We start from the raw sequence: 18,189 nt of genomic DNA on the forward strand, positions 1-18,189 counted from the left end.
GCGCCCCGTTACCCCTATTTGCCCCCGAACATGCGGCGGATGGCCCAGAGCAGGAAGAGGACGCCCAGCGCGATGCCGAGGAGCCGCACCGCGTGGATCTCGGACCAGTCGACGCCGGTCGCCGCGAGGGGGGTGGCAGGCACACCGGGAGTTTACCGGGAGGGTGCCACAGCTAATAGAAAGGTTTGTTGACTAATCGCGGATCGGGTGTGAGCATGGGTCCCCGGACAGGGAGAGCGCTCACATAGGCGTTCGTGAATGCAACGGAGGTACGGGGGCGCATGTCCATTCACGGCGAATTGCCGGAACTCGCCGCTGCTGTCCTGCAGCCGGGTTTCGTCGGAACGTCCGCACCGGACTGGGTCCGCCGCTGGCTCGGCGCCGGACTGGGCGGTGTCGCTCTCTTCGCCCGCAACGTCGAGTCACCGGCCCAGGTCGCGGCGCTCACCGCCCAGCTGCGGGCCGAGTACCCGGACGTGATCGTGGCGATCGACGAGGAGGCCGGTGACGTCACCCGGATCGAGTCCCGGCTCGGCAGCTCGCGGCCCGGCAACCTGGCGCTCGGCGCGATCGACGACCCGGAGCTGACCGAGACGGTCGCCCGGGACCTGGGGCGCGACCTCGCGGACGCCGGGATCACGCTGAACTACGCCCCGGACGCGGACGTCAACAACAACCCGGCGAACCCGGTGATCGGGGTCCGGGCGTTCGGGGCGGAGGCGGACCTGACGGCCCGGCACACCGCGGCGTTCGTCCGCGGGCTCCAGGAGTCCGGAGTGGCCGGCTGCGCCAAACACTTCCCGGGCCACGGTGACACCGGTGTCGACTCGCACCACGATCTGCCGCTGATCGGCCAGAGCCTGGCCGAGCTGGACGCGATCGAGCTGGTCCCGTTCCGGGCGGCGATCGCGGCGGGCGTGAAGTCGGTGATGACCGGCCACCTGCTGGTCCCGGCGTACGACAGGGAGCTCCCGGCCACGCTGAGCCGGCGGATCCTGGTCGGCCTGCTCCGGGAGGAGCTCGGCTTCGGCGGCCTGATCGTCACCGACGCCATCGAGATGCAGGGCGTCAGCCGCCGGTACGGCCTGGCCGGCGCGGCGGTCCGTGCGCTCGCCGCCGGGGTGGACGCGATCTGTGTCGGTGGCGAGCACGCCGACGAGCAGACCGCGATCGAGCTGCGCGACGCCATCGCGGCCGCCGTGCGCTCCGGCGAGCTTCCCGAGGAGCGGCTGCGGGACGCGGTCGCCCGGGTCCGCGCCCTCGGCGCCTGGACCACCGGGAAGCAGACCGAGACCGGCGCGCGGGCCATCGCCGACGCCGCCGCCGAACCCGGGGTCGCCGTTCTCGCGGCGCCGCCGGCCACCCGCGGCTCGGCCGTCGGCTTCGCCGCCGCCCGCCGGGCGATCAGGGTGACCGTCGCCGAGGACGGCCCCGAGCTGCCCGTGGCCGGCGCCCCGCACGTTGTCGAGTTCGCCCCCGAGCGCAACATCGCGATCGGCAGCGAGACGCCGTGGGGCCTGGGCGCGCCGCTGGCCGGCCTGCTGCCGGGGACCACCTCGTGCCGGCTGACCGCCGACGACCTGGACGGGTCCGCCGACCGGGCCGGGCCGGTGCTGGCCGGCGCCGATGACCGCCCGCTCGTGCTGGTGGTCCGGGACGTGCACCGGCACCGGTGGATCGCCGAGACGCTGACCGCGGTGCTCGCCGTCCGGCCGGACGCGATTGTGGTCGAGATGGGCATCCCGGTCGAGGTGGCCGGGGGAGTCCACATCGCCACCTACGGCGCCACCCGTGCCCTGGGCCAGGCGGCCGCCGAGATCATCGCCGGGCTGGACGCCCCGGCGCCCGCCGCCGAGCCGGTGCCGGCGTAACGCCCGGACCCAGCGCCGTCAGCCGTGATGCACCAGGTCGGCGTATTCCGGGTGCTCGCCGATGTACTTGGCGAAGAAGGGACAGGACGGGACGACCGTGCCGCCGCGGGCGCGGATCTGGTCCAGGGTCTGGCGGGCCAGCTCGCTCGCCAGGCCCCGGCCCTGCATCTCGGGCGCTGTCTCGGTGTGCAGGATGATCATCGCGTCGCCGCGGGTGTGGTAGACGGCCAGGGCGCCCACCTCGCCGTCGACCAGCAGTTCGAATCGGCGTGCCGCCGGGTTGTCCCGGACCTCGAAGTCGCTCACTGGATCAGCTTAGATTTGCTCCGACCCCGTACCTTATAAGGGTGTTGATCTCCTCTCCTCGCCGTCTCGCCGCCGCCGTCGCGTCCGCCGCCCTGGGTCTCACCCTGCTGACCGGGTGCAGCAACGACAACGTCGACTGCAGCCTCGACGAGTGCACCGTCACCATCGACCGTGAGACCAATGCCAGCGTGAGCGTCCTCGGGGTGGAGGCCAAGTTCATCAGCGCCGACGAGAACACGGTCACCCTCGACGTCGCCGGCGAGCAGGTCTCGCTCACCAAGGGCCAGCAGGCGGTCGACGTCGGCGGCCTCCAGGTGTCGCTGGACAGCGTCACCCCGGAGCAGGTCCAGGTGCAGATCTCGAAGTAACACGCTCGCGCCATTCGCACACGGGGTTTGACGAAAGTCGCGCTCGGTCACATTGGAGCCATGTCCTCCACGACCTCGAACGTCAAGTACCACGCATCGCGTGCCGCGGATAGCAAGCCTCTGGAGTACCTCGCCCGGGGAGGCTTCATCGGGTACGGCATCATTCACCTGCTCTTCGCCTGGATCGCGTTGCAGGTGGCCTTCGGCGGCTCCGGGCAGGACAGCGACCAGTCCGGAGCCCTGCAGGAGCTGGCCACCCACTCCTACGGCAAGACGCTGCTCGTCGTGATCGTGATCGGCCTCGTGGCGATGGCGATCTGGCAGGCCTTCGAGGCGGTCATCGGCGAGAGCGGCGAGCGCAACCGCACGGCCATGGCCGAGCGGGTGCTCTCCGGGGCGCGCGCGGCTCTCTACGCGTACCTGGCCTGGATGGCCGTCAAGGTGATCCAGGGCGCGAACGCCTCGATGGGCGACAACTACGAGAGCAAGACGACCGGCCTGATGAGCTCGACCAGCGGACGCTGGACGGTCGGCCTGATCGGCCTCGTGGTGCTCGGCATCGGCGCCGGGATGGCCTACTACGGCCTCAAGCGCAAGTTCGTGAAGCACCTCAACACCGGCCAGATGCCGGCCTCGACCCGTGAGTCGATCATCAAGCTGGGCGTCGCCGGTTACACCGCCAAGGGCATCGCGTACGGGATCGCCGGCTTCCTGGTCGTGCTGGCCGCCGTGAACTACGACCCGGAGAAGGCCCGTGGCCTGGACGCCGCCCTGAAGACCCTGGCGTCCTACTCCTGGGGTGTCTGGGTGCTGGCGCTGATCGCCGCCGGCATCGCCGCGTTCGGCGTCTACTGCATCGCCCAGGCGAAGTACCGCAAGATCTAAACCCCGTGCATTGGGTACGACGGCAGATGTGAGCAATGTCTGACATCTGCCGTCGCCAGTGTGTGGACAGCCCGACGGGGCAAACTAGGGCGCTGGCACAGAACCCTACGTGGGAGGGAAAGGTCGGTGTCCAGCCTTCTGACCGCCGTTCTCGCCGTGGTGATCGCGGCGACCGTGACGATCGTGATCGACGAAATCCTGCACAAAGTCGTCCGCCGGGTGGGCCGGCGCTCCCCGCTTGCCGCGGATCTCGCGCGCAAGGTCCGGCGTCCGTTCCTGGTGACCACGGTCCTGGTCGCGGTCCAGCAGGCGATCCGGGTCTTCGCCGGCGACTTCTCGTTCCGGGCCGGCGTGCTGCACAGCCTGGTGCTGCTCTGCATCGCCTCATCGGCCTGGCTCGTCGCCGCGATCCTGCTGGTCTGTGAGGACGTCGCGCTCGCGAAGTGGCGCACCGACGTCCCGGACAACCGGAAGCGCCGCCGGCTCAAGACGCAGGTGGTGATGCTGCGCCGGGTCACCGTCGCGGCGATCGTGGTGCTCACCGTCGGCGTCATGCTGATGACCTTCCCCGGCATCCGGGCGCTCGGCGCCAGCCTGCTGGCCTCGGCCGGCCTGCTCAGCGTCGTCGCGGCGCTGGCCGCGCAGAGCACGCTCGGCAACGTCTTCGCCGGTATCCAGCTGGCGTTCAGCGACGCGATCCGGGTGGACGACGTGGTCGTGGTCGAGCAGGAGTGGGGCCGGATCGAGGAGATCACCCTGACCGTGGTCGTGGTGCAGATCTGGGACGACCGGCGGCTCATCCTGCCGACCTCGTACTTCACCACGAAGCCGTTCCAGAACTGGACGCGTACCGGATCCGCGGTGCTCGGCACGGCCGAGGTCGACGTGGACTGGTCGACGCCGATCGAACCGCTCCGCAGCGAGCTGCAGAAGGTCTGCGAGGGCTCGGATCTGTGGGACGGGCGGGTCTGCGTCCTGCAGGTGACCGAGGCGATCGGCGGCATGGTCCGGCTGCGCGCCCTGGTCAGCGCGGAAGACGCGGGCGCGCTGTGGGACCTGCGCTGCCTGGTCCGGGAGCGGCTGGTCGGCTGGATCTGGGAGCACCAGCGCGACGCGCTGCCCCGGATGCGGGCCGAGCTGCGCCAGGTGGAGGCGACGCCGCAGACCCGCCGGGGCACCGCGCGTGTCTACAGCACGGGTCTGGACGCCACCTCGGAGCAGGCGCGGGTGTTCAGCGGCGGCGACGACGGGGACACCCGGGGCATCGCGTTCGGTGGCCCGGATCCGGTCGCGGTGTCGCGTAGCTGACCGGATGTGTTGCGTGTTCCCGCGAGGATTGAGGGGCGCGTGATCAGGGCATACCCCGATCACACGGAAAGGGGGACACGATGGCCGATGTCTTGAACGGCCCTGCGGTTACGCCGATTCCCGCTCAGACCGCGCCGGTGGCCGCCCGGCCGCTCTCCGAGCAGTCCACGGGTGAGCTGGTGCAGCGCGCCAGTGAGCAGCTCAGCAAGCTGGTCCGGGACGAGCTGACGCTGGCCAAGGCGGAGCTGGCGGAGAAGGGCAAACACGCCGGGATCGGCGCGGGGCTGTTCGGCGGCGCCGGGGTCCTCGCCGGTTACGGCATCGGCGCGCTCATCGCGACACTGGTCATCGTGCTCGATCTGTTCCTCGACCTCTGGCTGGCCGCCCTGATCGTGACAGTCGTGCTGTTCCTGGTCGCCGGTGTGCTGGCCCTGCTGGGAAAGAAACAGGTGAGCCGGGCGGTCCCGCCCGAGCCCTCGGCGGCGATCCAGGGGATCAAAGCCGATGTCGACGAGGTGAAGCACGCGGTCAAGGAGCGTAGCCGGGCATGAGTGAGAGAAACGGTTCCGCGGCGAAGCCGGATCTGGCGGTGCTGCGGGAAGAGATCAAGCAGACCCGTGCCGAACTCGGTGAGACGGTGCAGGCGCTCGCCGCCAAGGCGGACGTCAAGGCGCGCGCCCGCGATCAGGTGGAGCAGACCCGGCAGCGGGTGCTCGCCCAGGCGCACGAGCTGACCGGCCGGGTCCGGGAGGCCGCGGTGACAGCGGGTGGGCGGGCGGCCTCGGCCACCGGGCACGCGCGGGAGACGGCGCTCGCCCCGGCAGCCGAGCGGGTCCGCGCCGATCCGGCGCCGGCCCTGTTGGTCGCCGCCGGGCTGGCGGCGCTGGTGGGAATCATTCTGATCGTGCGAGGGAGGCGCTGATGGCGGGCAAACTGGAGAAGGTCGCGTTGAAACCGGTCAACATCGCGCTGGGCTTCGCCGCCGGCACGCTGGCCGGCGTGCTGTTCAAGCAGGCCTGGAAAGTGGTGTCCGGCGACGACGACGCCCCCGACGCGGGCGACGAGGACCGCGGCTGGGGCGAGATCCTCGCGGCGGCCGCGATACAGGGCGCGATCTTCGCGGTGGTGAAGGCGGCGGTTCATCGCGGCGGCGCGATCAGCACCCGCAAACTGACCGGACACTGGCCCGACTAGATCAACTTCGGTATCGACAGCAGTCTTGCCGGTCCCCCGCTTCGCCACCGCGAAGTGGGGGACCTTTTCCATATCGGCAACCCATTATTGGATTCCTTCGAGGGGCAGCTTTACGGCCTCTTTTTCGGGTACAGTGTGGCCAGTTTTTGTGTACGTGGTTCGCTGCTTCCGCTTGGCCGCGGGCACCGCCCACTTCGGGCGAGGTCGCGAGGTCTCGTGGAGGGGACGTCCTCTGAAAGGGCCGCCTCGCGGCGCCGCTGCTCGAAAACGGTCATCGGCCCCGCGCTACTGCGGTTGGGCGGGCCGGCATTTTCAGAAGGAGAGTTCAGCATGGCGCAAGGAACCGTGAAGTGGTTCAACGCAGACAAGGGCTTCGGCTTCATCACCGTCGACGGCGGGGGTGCTGACGTGTTCGTCCACTTCTCGGCCATCCAGACGAGCGGTTACCGCACTCTGGAGGAGAACCAGCGGGTTGAGTTCGAGATCGCCCAGGGCCAGAAGGGCCCGCAGGCGGAGCAGGTTCGCCCGCTCTAGGACCTTTTCTAAAGCCGGTCGCCTGGCGGAGGCCGGCCTGAGCGAGTGGCCCCGCATCCTTTCGAGGGTGCGGGGCCTCTTTGTCGCCTCCCGCCGCCCGCCGGCCTGACCTTCAGGCCTGCCGGCGGCAGGTTTCGTTCTTCAGGCCTGCCGGCGGCAGGTTTCGTTTTTCAGGCCTGCTGGCGACAGGCCTGGTTTTCAGGCTTGCTGGCGGCCGGCCTCCCGGCGGCGCATTCCGACGACGATCAGGACCAGTCCGAGCACGGCGACGCCACCGCCGACCGCCACCCACACCGGTTGATCGCTCATCAGGTGGTTGGTGAGGTAGTTCAAGCCTTGAAGCGCCCACACCGCACCCAGCACGATCGCCAGCAGACCGAACGACATCGTGAGCCAGCCCCGCAATGGCGGCCTCACGGTTTCATTGTTCACCATTTGTCGTGCACCTGGGGGCGAATCAACTCATCGTAGACTGCCGTGATCATTTCTCGGGTTTCCGGCGTAAGCGGAGCGAGATCGGCGGCGGCCGCGTTGGCCCGTGCCTGTTCCGGGTTACGCGCACCGGGGATCACCACTGTCACCCCGGGCTGATCGATGATCCAGCGGATCGCGAATTGCGCCATCGTCGCGCCGGCCGGCACCAGCGGGCGCAGCCGGCGGACCGCTTCCAGGCCGACCTGGAAGTCGACGCCGGAGAAGGTCTCGCCGACGTCGAACGACTCGCCGTGCCGGTTGTAGTTGCGGTGGTCGTCGGCCGCGAACGTGGTGTTCTCGTCGTACCGCCCGGAGAGCAGGCCGCTGGCCAGCGGGACGCGGGCGATGACGCCGACACCGGCCTCGGCGGCGGCCGGCAGCACCCGCTCCAGCGGCTTGAGCCGGAACGCGTTGAGGATGATCTGCACGCTGGACAGGCCCGGGCGGGCGATCGCGGTGAGCGCCTCCTCGACCTTCTCGACGCTCACCCCGTACGCCGCGATCCGCTTTTCCTGCACCAGCGTGTCGAGCGCGTCGAACACCTCGTCACTGCTGAAGACCGGGGTCGGCGGGCAGTGCAGCTGGACCAGGTCGAGGGTGTCCACGCCGAGGTTGGCGCGGGACCGGTCGGTCCAGGCCCGGAAGTTGTCCAGGGTGTAGTTGGCAGGCTCCTGCGGGAGGCGGCGGCCCATCTTGGTGGCGACGGTGAGACCGGGCTTGTCCTTCACGAACGAGCCGACGATCTGCTCGCTGCGGCCGTCACCGTACACATCGGCGGTGTCGATGAACGTGACACCCGCGTCGACGGCGGCCTGCAGTGTCGCGTGCGCGTCGGCCTCGCTGACCTGGCCCCAGTCGGCGCCGAGCTGCCAGGCGCCCAGCCCGACCACCGAGGCGGACCGTCCCATCCTGCGAAAATCTCGGTTTTCCACGTCACGACCCTACCGCCCGGCTGATAACTTCTAGCAAGACGTACGTACGGTTTTGAAAGGGAGTTGCATGTGGGATCCCGCCGTCTACCAGCGTTTCGGCTCGGAACGGTCCCGGCCGTTCGTCGACCTGGTCCGGCGCGTCGGCGCGGAGGCGCCGCGCGCTGTCGTCGACCTCGGGTGCGGGACCGGTGACCTCACCCGCACCCTCGCCGGGCGGTGGCCGGGAGCCCGCGTCACCGGCATCGACTCGTCACCCGAGATGATCGCGGCGGCGGGGGAGGGCTTCGAACTGGGCGACATCGCCGCGTGGCAGCCCGGCCCGGACACCGACGTAGTGGTGACCAACGCGGCGCTGCAGTGGGTGCCGGAACACCGTGAGCTGCTGCCCCGGTGGTTCGCCGCGCTGCCGGCCGGCGCCTGGCTCGCGATGCAGGTTCCCGGCAACTTCGACAGCCCCGGCCACCGGGTGGTCCGCGACCTGGCCCCTGAGCTGAACCGGGCGGACCCGGTCGACGACCCGGAGACCTACGCGCGGCGGCTGATCGCGGCCGGCGCCACTGTCGACGCGTGGGAGACCACCTACCTGCACCTGCTGCCGTTCGACGGCGAGCATCCGGTCGTGCGCTGGATGGAGGGCACCGCGCTGCGCCCGGTCCGCGCGGCCCTGGACGATCAGGAGTGGAGATCGTTCCGGGCGGAGTTCGCGGATCGGATCGCCACGGTGCATCCCGTCCGGGACGGCGTCGTGACGTTCCCCTTCCGCCGTATCTTCGTGGTGGCGCACAAAGACTGAGGAGATCCGTTGACCGACCTGACCGGATTCATTGCCGGACTGCCCAAGGCCGAGCTGCACGTGCATCACGTCGGCTCGGCCTCGCCCCGGATCGTCGCCGAGCTGGCGGCGCGGCACGAGGGCAGTTCGCCCGTGCCGGCCGATCCGGACCGGCTCGCCGAGTACTTCGAGTTCCGCGACTTCGCGCACTTCATCGAGGTCTACCTGAGCGTCGTGGACCTGATCCGCGACGCCGAGGACGTCCGCCTGCTCACCTACGAGATCGGCCGGGAGCTCGCCCGCCAGCAGGTGCGGTACGCGGAGCTGACCATCACGCCCTACTCCAGCGTGCGCCGGGGCATCCCCGCGGCGGCGTTCTGCGAGGCGATCGAGGACGCCCGCACCGGCGCGGCCCGGGACTTCGGCGTGGACCTGCGCTGGTGCTTCGACATCCCCGGCGAGGCTGGTCTGGCGTCGGCCGAGGAGACGCTGCGGATCGCCCTGGAGGAACGCCCCGACGGTCTGATCAGTTTCGGTCTGGGTGGGCCGGAGATCGGGGTGCCACGGCCGCAGTTCAAGCCGTACTTCGACAAGGCGCGGGCGGCCGGCCTGCACAGTGTCCCGCACGCCGGCGAGACCACCGGGCCGGAGACGATCTGGGACGCCATCCGGGAGCTCGGCGCCGAGCGGATCGGACACGGCATCGCCGCCGCACAGGACGAGCGCCTGATGGCGTACCTGGCGGAGCACGGCATCCCGCTGGAGGTCTGCCCGACCTCGAACCTGCGGACCCGGGCGGTCGCCTCGCTGGACGAGCACCCGATCGCCAGGCTGGTCGCCGCCGGCGTGCCGATCAGCGTCAACTCCGACGACCCGCCGATGTTCGGCACCACGCTGGAACACGAGTACGCGGTCGCCGCCCGCCTGCTCGGCCTGGACCGCGACGGCGTGACCGAGCTGGCCCGCGCCGCGGTCCGGCACAGCTTCCTGGACGACGCCGGCAAGGCCGCGCTGATCGCCGAGATCGACGGGTACCGCGAGAGCAACGGGTAGAGCGGGACCTACGGGTAGAGCGGGTCCTGCCAGCAGGCGACCATGGTGATCGTGCCGATCGTCAGGATGGTCAGCCAGCGCACCAGGCGCCGCCGATTGAACCGGGCCGGACCCTCGTCCGGCTCGGTCTCCTTCCTGCTCAACACATCGGGCATGACAACTCCCAAGATCATTCGGGGTCGGCGGGTCAGTCGGGAACGGCCGTCCAGCTCTGGTGGCGCTGGCCGGTGTCCCGCTGCAACACCAGCACCCGGTGCGCGCCGAACCGTTGCGCGCCCACCCCGATCACCAGGTCACCGCTGGCGCTGCGAACCGTGAAGCCGTAATCGGAGGCCTGCAGCGTCCACCGGGCGCCGTCGGCCGCGTAACAGTCGCCCTGCACCAGCGGAGCCCCGGCGACCGGCCGCCCGCCCAGGGCCACCGCGCACCTGTTGGTCGCGCGGGACACCAGCGAGTAGGTGCCGTTCTCCGCGGGTACCAGCTGCCACTGCTGCTGGGCGCCGCCGTCCTGGTCGCCCAGGGTGAGCGGGGTGCCGTCGGTGTCGCGAGCCGCGTACAGGTCGGCCGCCCCGCCGGTCAGCGAGTTGGTCAGCACGAACCAGGAGTTCTGCACCGGGCGGGCCGCCGGAGCGGTGACAGCGGTGCCCTTGGCGACGTAGCCGAGCTTGCGGTTGCGGATCTCCACGACGTACTTCGCGTCCGGCTTGAGGCCGATCAGCCGTGCCCGGGTGGCCTTCGTGGTCGCCACCGGCTCACCGCCGACCGACACCTCGTAGCTCGCGTCGTCGGCGCCCGAGCTCCACGTCAGACGGACCGACGTGCTGGTCGGCTCGCGGATCTCCAGGACCGCCTGGACGCCGTCGTTGGTGGTGCCCGGCGACTCGGCCGGCGCGCCCCGCTCGGCGTCGCCGTCCGACCCGGCCGGAGCGCTCGGCGCGACGGTGTGCGCGACCTCCTCGATCACCGGAGGCTCCGGCGCGGTGTTCTCCTCGGTGTTCTCCTCGGCGCTCGGCGCGGGCTCCACGCTCTCCGAGACGCTGGGCGACGGTGAGGGCGGCGCCGACGAGGGCGCCTCGGCGCTCGGCGCCACGCTCGGAGCGGCGCTGGCGGCCACCGACGGCGACGGCGACGCCGCGGCGGACCGGGACGGCGCGGGCGCGTCCGGCTGCTCGGCCGGCCGCGGCACGACGGCGCCGGGCGCGTCCGGGATGTCGTCGCCGCCGTCGCTGCGCAGCAGGAAGTCGCTCAGCGCCACGTTCCAGTGGGTGTCCAGGTAGCTGCCCGGCTTCGGGTTGGTGCTGAAGTAGTCGTCGTGCCCGCAGTCCAGCCGGATCTCCTGGGTCTTCGGGCACACGGTACGCATCGGCTTGCCCGACCGGTCCGCGCCGCAGAGCAGGTCGTGGTCGTCGGTGCAGCTGCCCGAGCCGGTCGAGTTCGGAGAGTCGGTGAGCACCGCGCCGAGCGTGTGGGTCAGCTCGTGGGCGGCCATCACCGAGCTCCAGCAGCCGGAGTCGACACGCGCGTACGACGGCCCGCCGTTGTTGCGGTTGCCGCGTCCGGGGCGGGTGTCGGCGATGTACGACGAGATGCCGCAGTAGACGTTCGTGTCGGAGAACATCAGGTACTTGCGGTCGGTCCGGTTGTAGCCGAGGTCGCGCAGGGACTCGATGGTGCTGGTGAACGAGCGCAGCGAGTCGTCCGGCAGCTGCACCTCGGAGACGTCGACCCGGCACTCCGGCGTGGTCACGTACCGGATGTGGCGGGAGCCGCCGGTCTCCCCGGCGCTGGCGTCGAAGATCGCGTCGACGCCGGCGGCCCAGGTCCGGAACGAGTTGAGGAACTTCGCGTACCGGCTCGGGGTGGCGGACTCGTACAGGTAGAGCAGCTGGACCCGCTTGCCGCTGCGGCCGTCGCCGGAGCAGGCCACGTCGTCCGGGCCGAGGATGAAGTCGGCCTGGCCGGGCGCCGCGTCCGGGATCAGCGCCGGCGCGTCAGCGGTCAGGGCGCTGCCGCCCTCGTCCCGGGCGATCTCGGCGTCCAGCGGCACCGCGCCGGTCTCCCGCCGCACCGCGCTGACCTGGCGGGCCGGGCTCTCCGTCACCGGGGCCACGTCGCGGCGCACCGCGAGGCCGGCCGGGGCCGCGTCCGGGCCGTGGGTGCAGGTCTGCTCGTAGAGCAGGTAGTTGCCGGAGCAGAGCGAGCCGGCCGAGGCGAGCTTGAGACCGCTGTAGACCAAGCCCTCCTCGGGCGCGTCGGCCGGCAGCGCGGAGAGCGCGAAACGGTCCGGGTCGTCCGCGGGGGTGGCGCCGATGACACTGGGGCCGACGACGCCGCCGACGCCGAGCAGGGCCAGGCCGAGGGCTACCGGGAGGAGCCGGAACGCTGCGGAGCGTGTCCCCCTGCGGCTGTCGTCGCCCGCCGCGCGACGCCGCCCCGGAGGCGACCCGCGGAACGCTGGCCGGCGATGCGCGGACACTGCGTCTCCTCGTCGAGCATTGGTGCGATGGGAGGGGCCCATGGGGTGGCCGCCTCCCATCACAGGGCGGTTCCGCCGAGCGCGGCGATGGGGACGCGCTGCGGGTTGCGACCCGGGGAACCGGATGGGATCGGAGGGAAGATTGCCAGTCCGGCCGCTCCAGGGGAACGCTTTTAAAAGAGATATAAGCCAGCGCTGTGTCGTTCGGGGGACCTGTCCGTCGTAGCCCTTGCTCATTCCCGTCCTCGTTGCCAGCGCCGCCGTCCCGGATCCTTCGCCGCGGCGAGCCGGCCCCGCCCGACCAGTCCGAACCTGCTCGGTGTCTTCGGTGTCGCGTCCGCGTCGGCGAGCAGCATCACCACGCTCGCGCCGCCCATCGCGGCCCGGTCCAGGCTGACCGAGCCGCCGGTGGCCTGCGCCACGCGGCGGGCGATGTCCAGGCCCAGGCCGGTCGAGCCCTGGTTGCTCTGCCCGCGCCGCAGCGCCTGCTCCGGATCGGCGATGCCCGGCCCGGCGTCGTCCACCCGCAGCGCCACCCAGCCGTCCCGGCGGGAGAGGCCCACCTCGAACGCGGTGCCCTGCGGGGTGTAGCGGAACACGTTGCCGAGCACCGCGTCCAGCGCGGCGGCCAGCTCGGCCCGGGCCACCGGCACCGGGATCCGCAGGTGCGCGCCGACCACCCGGTACTCCCGGTCCTGGTCGCCGGCGAGCGCGGACCAGAACATCATCCGCTCGCGGACCACCTCGCTGGCGTCGCAGAGCCCGTCCTCGGGGGCGGCCACCTGCGCCGCGACCGCCTGTCGCGTCGTGTTGATCAGCTGGTTGACCTCGTCCTCGAGGGTCGTGATCGCGGTGCGGATGCGCCGGATGCCGCGGCGGCGGTCCAGCTCTGCGGCGGAGAACTCACCGATCTGCGTGTCGTCCGGGTCGAGCGCCTCGGCGTCCAGCCGCAGGGCGGTCAGCGGGGTGCGCAGCCGGTGCGACAGGTCGGCGACCAGTTCCCGCTCGTCGGTGCGCGAGGTGACCAGGCGGTCGGCCATCCGGTTGAACGCGTACCCGGCCTCGGCCAGCTCCCGCGGCCCGGACGGCGTTATCCGCACGCCCAGGTCACCGTCGCCGACCGCGAGGGCCGCATCCACCAGGTGGCGGGCCGAGGAGACCGCGCCGCGGGCCAGCCGATCCACCACCACGACCGAGCCGCCGACCAGGAAGACCGCGAGACCGAGCAGCAGCCACCAGTCGCGGGCGGTGTCCTTGTTCAGCTCCGAGGCCGGGATGAACGCCTCGACCACCGAGTGTTTGCCGCCGGCCGGGATGTACCGCAGGACGACCATCCCGCCGTCCACCTCCGCCTCGATCGGCCCCGGCTTCTGCGTCGCGTCGTCGATCTGGGCGGCGCTCGCCCGGCCGCCCGCGGCCGGCGCGATGCCCGGCGTGTGGATCACGGCGCTGCCGCCGGCCAGTTCGCGCGCGGCGGCGACGCCTTTCGCGTCGGCGCCCGCGGTGATCGCGCCGGCCACGGCCGCGGTGCGTTCCCGGGCCGTGGCGATCGCGGCGTCCCGATGGTCGTTACGCAGGCCCCAGCCGAGCGGGACGAGGAAGACGAGTGCGGCGACAGCGGTGGTGGCGGCCGTGATGTAGGCCAGCCGCAGCCTCAGTCCGGCGCCACCAACCGGAATCCGACCCCCCGCACGGTGCGCAGGTAGCGGGGTTTCGCCGCGGACTCGCCCAGTTTCCGGCGAAGCCAGTACAAATGCACGTCGATGGTCTGGTCCTCGCCGACCGATGGCTGTCGCCATACCTCCTCCAACAGCTCACGACGGGACACCACCCGGCCCGGGCGGGCGGCCAGGTACGCCAGCAGATCGAATTCCTTGCGGGTCAGCGCGAGCGGCTGATCCCCGAGCATGGCGCTGCGCTCGCCGACGTCCACCCGCAACTCGCCCACCTCGTAGACCGCCGGTTGCGCGGTGCGGCTGGCCCGGCCGACCCGCCGCAGCACGGTGGCTATTCGCGCGTCCAGGTGAGCGCCGGTGAACGGCTTGACCATGTAGTCGTCGGCGCCGGCCCGCAGCAGCCGCACCACGGTCTGCTCGTCGTCGCGCGCGGTGGCGATGATGATCGGCACGTCGGTGATGCCGCGCAGCATGCGGAGCGCGTCCGAGCCGTCCAGATCGGGGAGTCCAAGATCGAGCACGACCAGGTCGGGCGTCTCCGCGGCGACCCGCCGCAGCGCCTCCAGAGCCGTGCCGACGGCGTGCACGGCATGCCCCCGGTCGGCGAGCGAACGGAGCATGGCGCCGCGCACGACATGATCGTCTTCGACGAGCAACACCGTGGCCATGCGAAGACCGTAGCGTCCCTGGCAAGGAGAACCTAAAGGGTGATCCAGCGAGACTCTTTGATGACGCTCAGTGATGCAATATGATCCGAAGCGCTGATGTCATTCACTCTCTTCCCCGGTACGCGTCTCGCGTTGGCCTGCGAGAGCCTGGCCGGCCTCAGTGTCGGCGACGCCCTCGGAGCCCAGTACTTCATGCCCGAAAACAAGCCGTCGGCCCTGATCGAGTCCCGGCTGCCGGAGCCACCGTGGGAGTGGACCGACGACACCGAGGAAGCCTGCTGCCTGGTGGTGACGCTCGCCGAGGGCGAGTTCGACCGGGACGCCTTCGCCGAGCGGCTGGGACGCCTGCACGACCCGTACCGCGGCTACGGCCCCGGCGCCGTCGTGATGCTCCGTGAGATCCGGGAGGGCCTGCCCTGGCCGATCGCCGCGGCGGCCGCCTTCGACGGCGAGGGCTCCTGCGGCAACGGCGCGGCGATGCGGGCCGCGCCGCTGGGCGCCTGGCACGCCGATTCGCTGGCGCACGCGGCGGCACAGGGCGCCCGCGCGGCCGAGGTCACGCACTCCCACCCGGAAGGCATCGCCGGGGGCGTCGCGGTAGCGGTCGCCGCGGCGATGGCAGCGGCCGGCCGGCTGGACGGCCACCGCCCGGAACCCGCGCTGTTCCTGCGCGCCGTGGCCGCGCACACCCCGGCCGGGCTGGTCCGGGAGGGCCTGCTGGAGGCCGTCACGATCACGCGCGCCGACGAGGCGGCTCACCGCCTGGGCACCGGCGCCCGGGCCCTCGCGCAGGACACCGTGCCGTTCGCGCTCTGGGCAGCGGCCCACCATCTCGAGGACTACCCGGCCGCGGTCACCATCTGCGTCACCGCCGGCGGTGACATCGACACCACTGCCGCCATCACCGGAGGTGTGGTCGCGGCGCACACCGGGCTCGACGGGATACCGGGTGACTGGCTCTCCGCCCGTGAGCCCCTGCCGCCGTGGCTGGCCTCGGCCGGCGGCGAATAGCCCGATCCGGGAGTCGGTCGCGGTTCGGCCGGGGTCACGGTGGGCGCTGGTCGCGGTTCTGGCGGGTCGTGGTGTGCGCTGATCGTCCCGGAGCCTGTGCCGGGCGGGCGGCGTCACGGTGGGTCACTGCAACGGTGGAGCGGTTGCGCTTTGCGTCATTCTGTGGGGCCTGGAGCGTCCGTCGATTTCCGCAGAGCGTCATCTTTACCCCGGATTCCGGCACTCTGGGTGGCGGTCACGGGTTGACTGCCGGATTTAGGCGACGAATCCGATGTGCTGGTGGGCGGGGAGCGCGTCCGAAGCCGATTGTGTGCGCTGACCGTCGCTGCGGGGCCGCCAGCGCCGCTTCGGGGAGCCATCGTGTGCGCTGGTAGTGGTTTCGGCGGGGTCACGGTGGGCGCTGGTAGTGGGCCGGGTGGGGTCACGGTGGGCGCTGGGCGTCGTCAGAGGGGACACGGTGGGCGCTGGGCGTGGTGAAGGCGGGGCGCGGTGGCGCGTACCCGAAAGGAAAATCGCTGGCCGCGCCGGTCGGAGCATGGGAAAACAGGACGGATAGCATCGTGGACGGCCCGGATGAGCCGGGTGTCGTCGGAGCGAATGGAGAACTACCGTGTCTGCACCCCGTAACCCCGCTGTGGCCGACCCTCTCGTCGTCCCGGCCGGGACTACGGCGGCCGACGCGGTGGCCGCCGCCGGTCTGCCGGCGCATGGGCCCAAAGCGATCGTCGTCGTGCGGGACGCCGAGGGGCGGCTGCGTGACCTGACCTGGTCGCCCGAGGCCGACGCCGAGGTGGTTCCGGTGGCGATCGACGAGCCGGACGGTCTGGACGTGCTGCGGCACTCGACCGCGCACGTGCTCGCGCAGGCCGTGCAGGACGTGTTCCCGGAGGCGAAGCTCGGCATCGGGCCGCCGATCCGGGACGGGTTCTACTACGACTTCGACGTGGAGAAGCCGTTCCAGCCGGACGATCTCGGCAAGCTCGAGAAGCGGATGCAGGAGATCGTCAAGGCGGGGCAGACCTTCCGCCGGCGGGAGTACGCGTCGCTCGACGAGGCGAAGGCCGAGCTCAAGGACGAGCCGTTCAAGCTGGAGCTGGTCGACATCAAGGGTGACGTGGACGCCGAGGCGGCCGCGGTCGGCGCCGGTGAGCTCACCCACTACGACAACCTCAACAAGGACGGCGAGCGGGTCTGGGGCGACCTGTGCCGCGGGCCGCACCTGCCGTCGACCCGGCTGATCCCGGCGTTCAAGCTGATGCGCTCGGCCGCCGCCTACTGGCGTGGCTCGGAGAAGAACCCGCAGCTGCAGCGCATCTACGGCACCGCCTGGCCGTCCCGGGACGAGCTGAAGGCGTACCTGAACCGGCTCGCCGAGGCCGAGCGCCGCGACCACCGCAAGCTCGGCACCGAGCTCGACCTGTTCTCCTTCCCCGACGAGATCGGTTCCGGTCTCGTGGTCTTCCACCCGAAGGGTGGCGTGATCAAGCGGGAGATGGAGGACTACGTGCGGGCCCGGCACATCGAGGAGGGCTTCCAGTACGTCGGCACCCCGCACATCAGCAAGGAGGGCCTGTTCCACACCTCGGGCCACCTGCCGTACTACGCGGACACGATGTTCCCGCCGATGGAGCTCGAGGGGGCGAACTACTACCTCAAGGCGATGAACTGCCCGATGCACAACCTGATCTTCAGGTCGCGCGGGCGGTCCTACCGTGAGCTGCCGCTGCGGCTGTTCGAGTTCGGCTCGGTGTACCGGTACGAGAAGTCCGGCGTGGTGCACGGCCTCACCCGGGTGCGCGGGCTGACCCAGGACGACTCGCACTCGTACGTGACCGCCGAGCAGGCGCCGGGCGAGATCAAGCACCTGCTGAACTTCGTGCTGTCGCTGCTGCGCGACTTCGGGCTCGACGACTACTACCTGGAGCTGTCGACCCGGGACCCGCAGAGCGACAAGTTCATCGGTACCGACGAGCAGTGGGAGAAGGCCACCAAGGTCCTCGAGGACGTGGCGGTCGAGTCCGGCCTGGAGCTGGTGCTGGACCCGGGTGGCGCGGCGTTCTACGGCCCGAAGATCAGCGTGCAGGCGAAGGACGCGATCGGCCGGACCTGGCAGATGTCCACCATCCAGTACGACTTCAACCAGCCGGCCCGGTTCGGCCTGGAGTTCCAGGCGGCCGACGGTTCGCGCCAGGAGCCGGTGATGATCCACTCGGCGAAGTTCGGCTCGATCGAGCGGTTCTTCGGCGTGCTGGTGGAGCACTACGCGGGCGCGTTCCCGGCCTGGCTCGCGCCGGTGCAGGTGGTCGGCATCCCGATCCGCGACGATCACGCCGACTACCTGCAGTCGTTCGTCGACCGGCTGCGCAAGGAGGGCATCCGGGCCGAGGTGGACTACTCGACCGACCGGATGCAGAAGAAGATCCGGACCGCTCAGCAGCAGAAGATCCCGTTCATGGCGATCGCCGGTGACGACGACGTGAACGGCGGGACCGTCTCGTTCCGCTACCGGGACGGGTCGCAGCGCAACGGCGTCTCGATCGACGAGGCAGTGGCGCACGTGGTCGAGGTGGTCCGCTCCCGCACCAATGCCGGGCCGTCCGCGGCCTGACGGTCTTTCCGGGGCCTGCTCAGCTCACGCTCGCGCCGTCCGAAGGTAAGTCG

The 18,189-nt window shown here is 71.1% G+C and carries 20 protein-coding genes; 12 read left to right on the forward strand and 8 right to left on the reverse strand.

From position 1 onward, the window contains the following. Window positions 1-14: 14 nt before the first annotated feature. Window positions 15-143, reverse strand: a complete 129-nt coding sequence (locus tag AB0F72_RS07010; protein WP_360426471.1) for a hypothetical protein — start codon at window positions 141-143, stop codon at window positions 15-17. A 138-nt stretch (window positions 144-281) separates the two neighbouring features. On the opposite strand from AB0F72_RS07010, the gene AB0F72_RS07015 reads away from it, so the two are divergent. Further along, on the forward strand, window positions 282-1,871 hold the full coding sequence (locus AB0F72_RS07015) for a glycoside hydrolase family 3 N-terminal domain-containing protein (protein ID WP_360426474.1): 1,590 nt from the start codon (window positions 282-284) through the stop codon (window positions 1,869-1,871). Window positions 1,872-1,889: 18 nt separating this feature from the next. On the opposite strand, the gene AB0F72_RS07020 is transcribed toward AB0F72_RS07015, so the two are convergent. Then, the gene (locus AB0F72_RS07020; protein WP_360426477.1) at window positions 1,890-2,177 is read right to left on the reverse strand and encodes a GNAT family N-acetyltransferase; all 288 of its coding nucleotides are present in this window, start codon (window positions 2,175-2,177) and stop codon (window positions 1,890-1,892) included. 41 nt (window positions 2,178-2,218) lie between these two features. Here AB0F72_RS07020 and AB0F72_RS07025 point away from each other — a divergent pair, with 41 nt between their 5' ends. From AB0F72_RS07025 to AB0F72_RS07055, 7 genes are all read left to right on the forward strand, one after another. Continuing rightward, window positions 2,219-2,545, forward strand: a complete 327-nt coding sequence (locus AB0F72_RS07025) for a hypothetical protein (protein WP_360426479.1) — start codon at window positions 2,219-2,221, stop codon at window positions 2,543-2,545. 60 nt (window positions 2,546-2,605) lie between these two features. Further along, entirely contained in the window at window positions 2,606-3,430 is an 825-nt protein-coding gene (locus tag AB0F72_RS07030) for a DUF1206 domain-containing protein (RefSeq protein ID WP_360426482.1), read from the forward strand. 126 nt (window positions 3,431-3,556) lie between these two features. Continuing rightward, on the forward strand, window positions 3,557-4,738 hold the full coding sequence (locus AB0F72_RS07035) for a mechanosensitive ion channel domain-containing protein (protein ID WP_360426485.1): 1,182 nt from the start codon (window positions 3,557-3,559) through the stop codon (window positions 4,736-4,738). An 80-nt stretch (window positions 4,739-4,818) separates the two neighbouring features. Then, window positions 4,819-5,289 carry a phage holin family protein gene (locus AB0F72_RS07040; protein WP_360426488.1) on the forward strand — a complete coding sequence of 157 codons (471 nt, stop codon included), beginning with the start codon at window positions 4,819-4,821 and terminating at the stop codon, window positions 5,287-5,289. Beyond that, the gene (locus AB0F72_RS07045; protein WP_360426491.1) at window positions 5,286-5,660 is read left to right on the forward strand and encodes a DUF3618 domain-containing protein; all 375 of its coding nucleotides are present in this window, start codon (window positions 5,286-5,288) and stop codon (window positions 5,658-5,660) included. The genes AB0F72_RS07040 and AB0F72_RS07045 overlap by 4 nt, the downstream gene beginning before the upstream one ends. Next, window positions 5,660-5,932 (forward strand): DUF4235 domain-containing protein, encoded by a 273-nt coding sequence (locus tag AB0F72_RS07050; protein ID WP_014446413.1) that lies wholly within the window; start codon window positions 5,660-5,662, stop codon window positions 5,930-5,932. Before AB0F72_RS07045 ends, AB0F72_RS07050 begins: the two co-directional genes overlap by 1 nt. Before the next feature lie 330 nt (window positions 5,933-6,262). Continuing rightward, window positions 6,263-6,466 carry a cold-shock protein gene (locus AB0F72_RS07055; protein WP_011905669.1) on the forward strand — a complete coding sequence of 68 codons (204 nt, stop codon included), beginning with the start codon at window positions 6,263-6,265 and terminating at the stop codon, window positions 6,464-6,466. A gap of 198 nt (window positions 6,467-6,664) precedes the next feature. Here the strand turns inward: AB0F72_RS07055 and AB0F72_RS07060 are convergent, their stop codons facing one another. Further along, window positions 6,665-6,883, reverse strand: a complete 219-nt coding sequence (locus tag AB0F72_RS07060; RefSeq protein ID WP_360426495.1) for a hypothetical protein — start codon at window positions 6,881-6,883, stop codon at window positions 6,665-6,667. An 11-nt stretch (window positions 6,884-6,894) separates the two neighbouring features. Beyond that, window positions 6,895-7,872 (reverse strand): aldo/keto reductase, encoded by a 978-nt coding sequence (locus AB0F72_RS07065; RefSeq protein WP_360426498.1) that lies wholly within the window; start codon window positions 7,870-7,872, stop codon window positions 6,895-6,897. A 67-nt stretch (window positions 7,873-7,939) separates the two neighbouring features. Between AB0F72_RS07065 and AB0F72_RS07070 the strand changes: the two genes are divergently transcribed. Both AB0F72_RS07070 and AB0F72_RS07075 read left to right on the forward strand, forming a co-directional pair. Continuing rightward, on the forward strand, window positions 7,940-8,665 hold the full coding sequence (locus AB0F72_RS07070) for a methyltransferase domain-containing protein (RefSeq protein WP_360426500.1): 726 nt from the start codon (window positions 7,940-7,942) through the stop codon (window positions 8,663-8,665). 9 nt (window positions 8,666-8,674) lie between these two features. Further along, a complete protein-coding gene (locus AB0F72_RS07075; protein ID WP_360426503.1) occupies window positions 8,675-9,697 on the forward strand; it encodes an adenosine deaminase in 1,023 nt (340 codons plus the stop codon). An 8-nt stretch (window positions 9,698-9,705) separates the two neighbouring features. Here AB0F72_RS07075 and AB0F72_RS07080 read toward each other — a convergent pair whose 3' ends face one another. The 4 genes from AB0F72_RS07080 to AB0F72_RS07095 form a co-directional block, all read right to left on the reverse strand. Then, window positions 9,706-9,852, reverse strand: coding sequence for a hypothetical protein (locus AB0F72_RS07080; protein ID WP_014446408.1), 147 nt, complete (start codon window positions 9,850-9,852; stop codon window positions 9,706-9,708). Window positions 9,853-9,884: 32 nt separating this feature from the next. After that, entirely contained in the window at window positions 9,885-12,173 is a 2,289-nt protein-coding gene (locus AB0F72_RS07085; RefSeq protein WP_360426506.1) for an RICIN domain-containing protein, read from the reverse strand. A gap of 233 nt (window positions 12,174-12,406) precedes the next feature. Next, entirely contained in the window at window positions 12,407-13,825 is a 1,419-nt protein-coding gene (locus AB0F72_RS07090; protein WP_360427042.1) for a HAMP domain-containing sensor histidine kinase, read from the reverse strand. 2 nt (window positions 13,826-13,827) lie between these two features. Further along, a complete protein-coding gene (locus AB0F72_RS07095) occupies window positions 13,828-14,517 on the reverse strand; it encodes a response regulator transcription factor (RefSeq protein WP_360426509.1) in 690 nt (229 codons plus the stop codon). 96 nt (window positions 14,518-14,613) lie between these two features. Here AB0F72_RS07095 and AB0F72_RS07100 point away from each other — a divergent pair, with 96 nt between their 5' ends. Continuing rightward, complete coding sequence (locus AB0F72_RS07100; RefSeq protein ID WP_360426512.1) at window positions 14,614-15,528, forward strand: ADP-ribosylglycohydrolase family protein; 915 nt, start codon at window positions 14,614-14,616, stop codon at window positions 15,526-15,528. Window positions 15,529-16,138: 610 nt separating this feature from the next. Further along, window positions 16,139-18,136 (forward strand): threonine--tRNA ligase, encoded by a 1,998-nt coding sequence (gene thrS, locus AB0F72_RS07105; RefSeq protein WP_360426515.1) that lies wholly within the window; start codon window positions 16,139-16,141, stop codon window positions 18,134-18,136. Window positions 18,137-18,189 lie beyond the last annotated feature (53 nt).

Origin of the sequence: Actinoplanes sp. NPDC023936 (genome assembly GCF_040639325.1) — a bacterium.
GTDB lineage: Bacteria > Actinomycetota > Actinomycetes > Mycobacteriales > Micromonosporaceae > Actinoplanes.

What these genes read in the sequence shown, in the direction of transcription:
- AB0F72_RS07015 (WP_360426474.1), top strand. Translation starts at nt 282, where the DNA reads ATGTCCATTCACGGCGAATTGCCGGAACTCGCCGCTGCTGTCCTGCAG.
- AB0F72_RS07030 (WP_360426482.1), top strand. Translation starts at nt 2,606, where the DNA reads ATGTCCTCCACGACCTCGAACGTCAAGTACCACGCATCGCGTGCCGCG.
- AB0F72_RS07040 (WP_360426488.1), top strand. Translation starts at nt 4,819, where the DNA reads ATGGCCGATGTCTTGAACGGCCCTGCGGTTACGCCGATTCCCGCTCAG.
- AB0F72_RS07045 (WP_360426491.1), top strand. Translation starts at nt 5,286, where the DNA reads ATGAGTGAGAGAAACGGTTCCGCGGCGAAGCCGGATCTGGCGGTGCTG.
- AB0F72_RS07050 (WP_014446413.1), top strand. Translation starts at nt 5,660, where the DNA reads ATGGCGGGCAAACTGGAGAAGGTCGCGTTGAAACCGGTCAACATCGCG.
- AB0F72_RS07055 (WP_011905669.1), top strand. Translation starts at nt 6,263, where the DNA reads ATGGCGCAAGGAACCGTGAAGTGGTTCAACGCAGACAAGGGCTTCGGC.
- AB0F72_RS07070 (WP_360426500.1), top strand. Translation starts at nt 7,940, where the DNA reads ATGTGGGATCCCGCCGTCTACCAGCGTTTCGGCTCGGAACGGTCCCGG.
- AB0F72_RS07080 (WP_014446408.1), bottom strand. Translation starts at nt 9,852, where the DNA reads ATGCCCGATGTGTTGAGCAGGAAGGAGACCGAGCCGGACGAGGGTCCG.
- AB0F72_RS07095 (WP_360426509.1), bottom strand. Translation starts at nt 14,517, where the DNA reads ATGGCCACGGTGTTGCTCGTCGAAGACGATCATGTCGTGCGCGGCGCC.
- AB0F72_RS07100 (WP_360426512.1), top strand. Translation starts at nt 14,614, where the DNA reads ATGTCATTCACTCTCTTCCCCGGTACGCGTCTCGCGTTGGCCTGCGAG.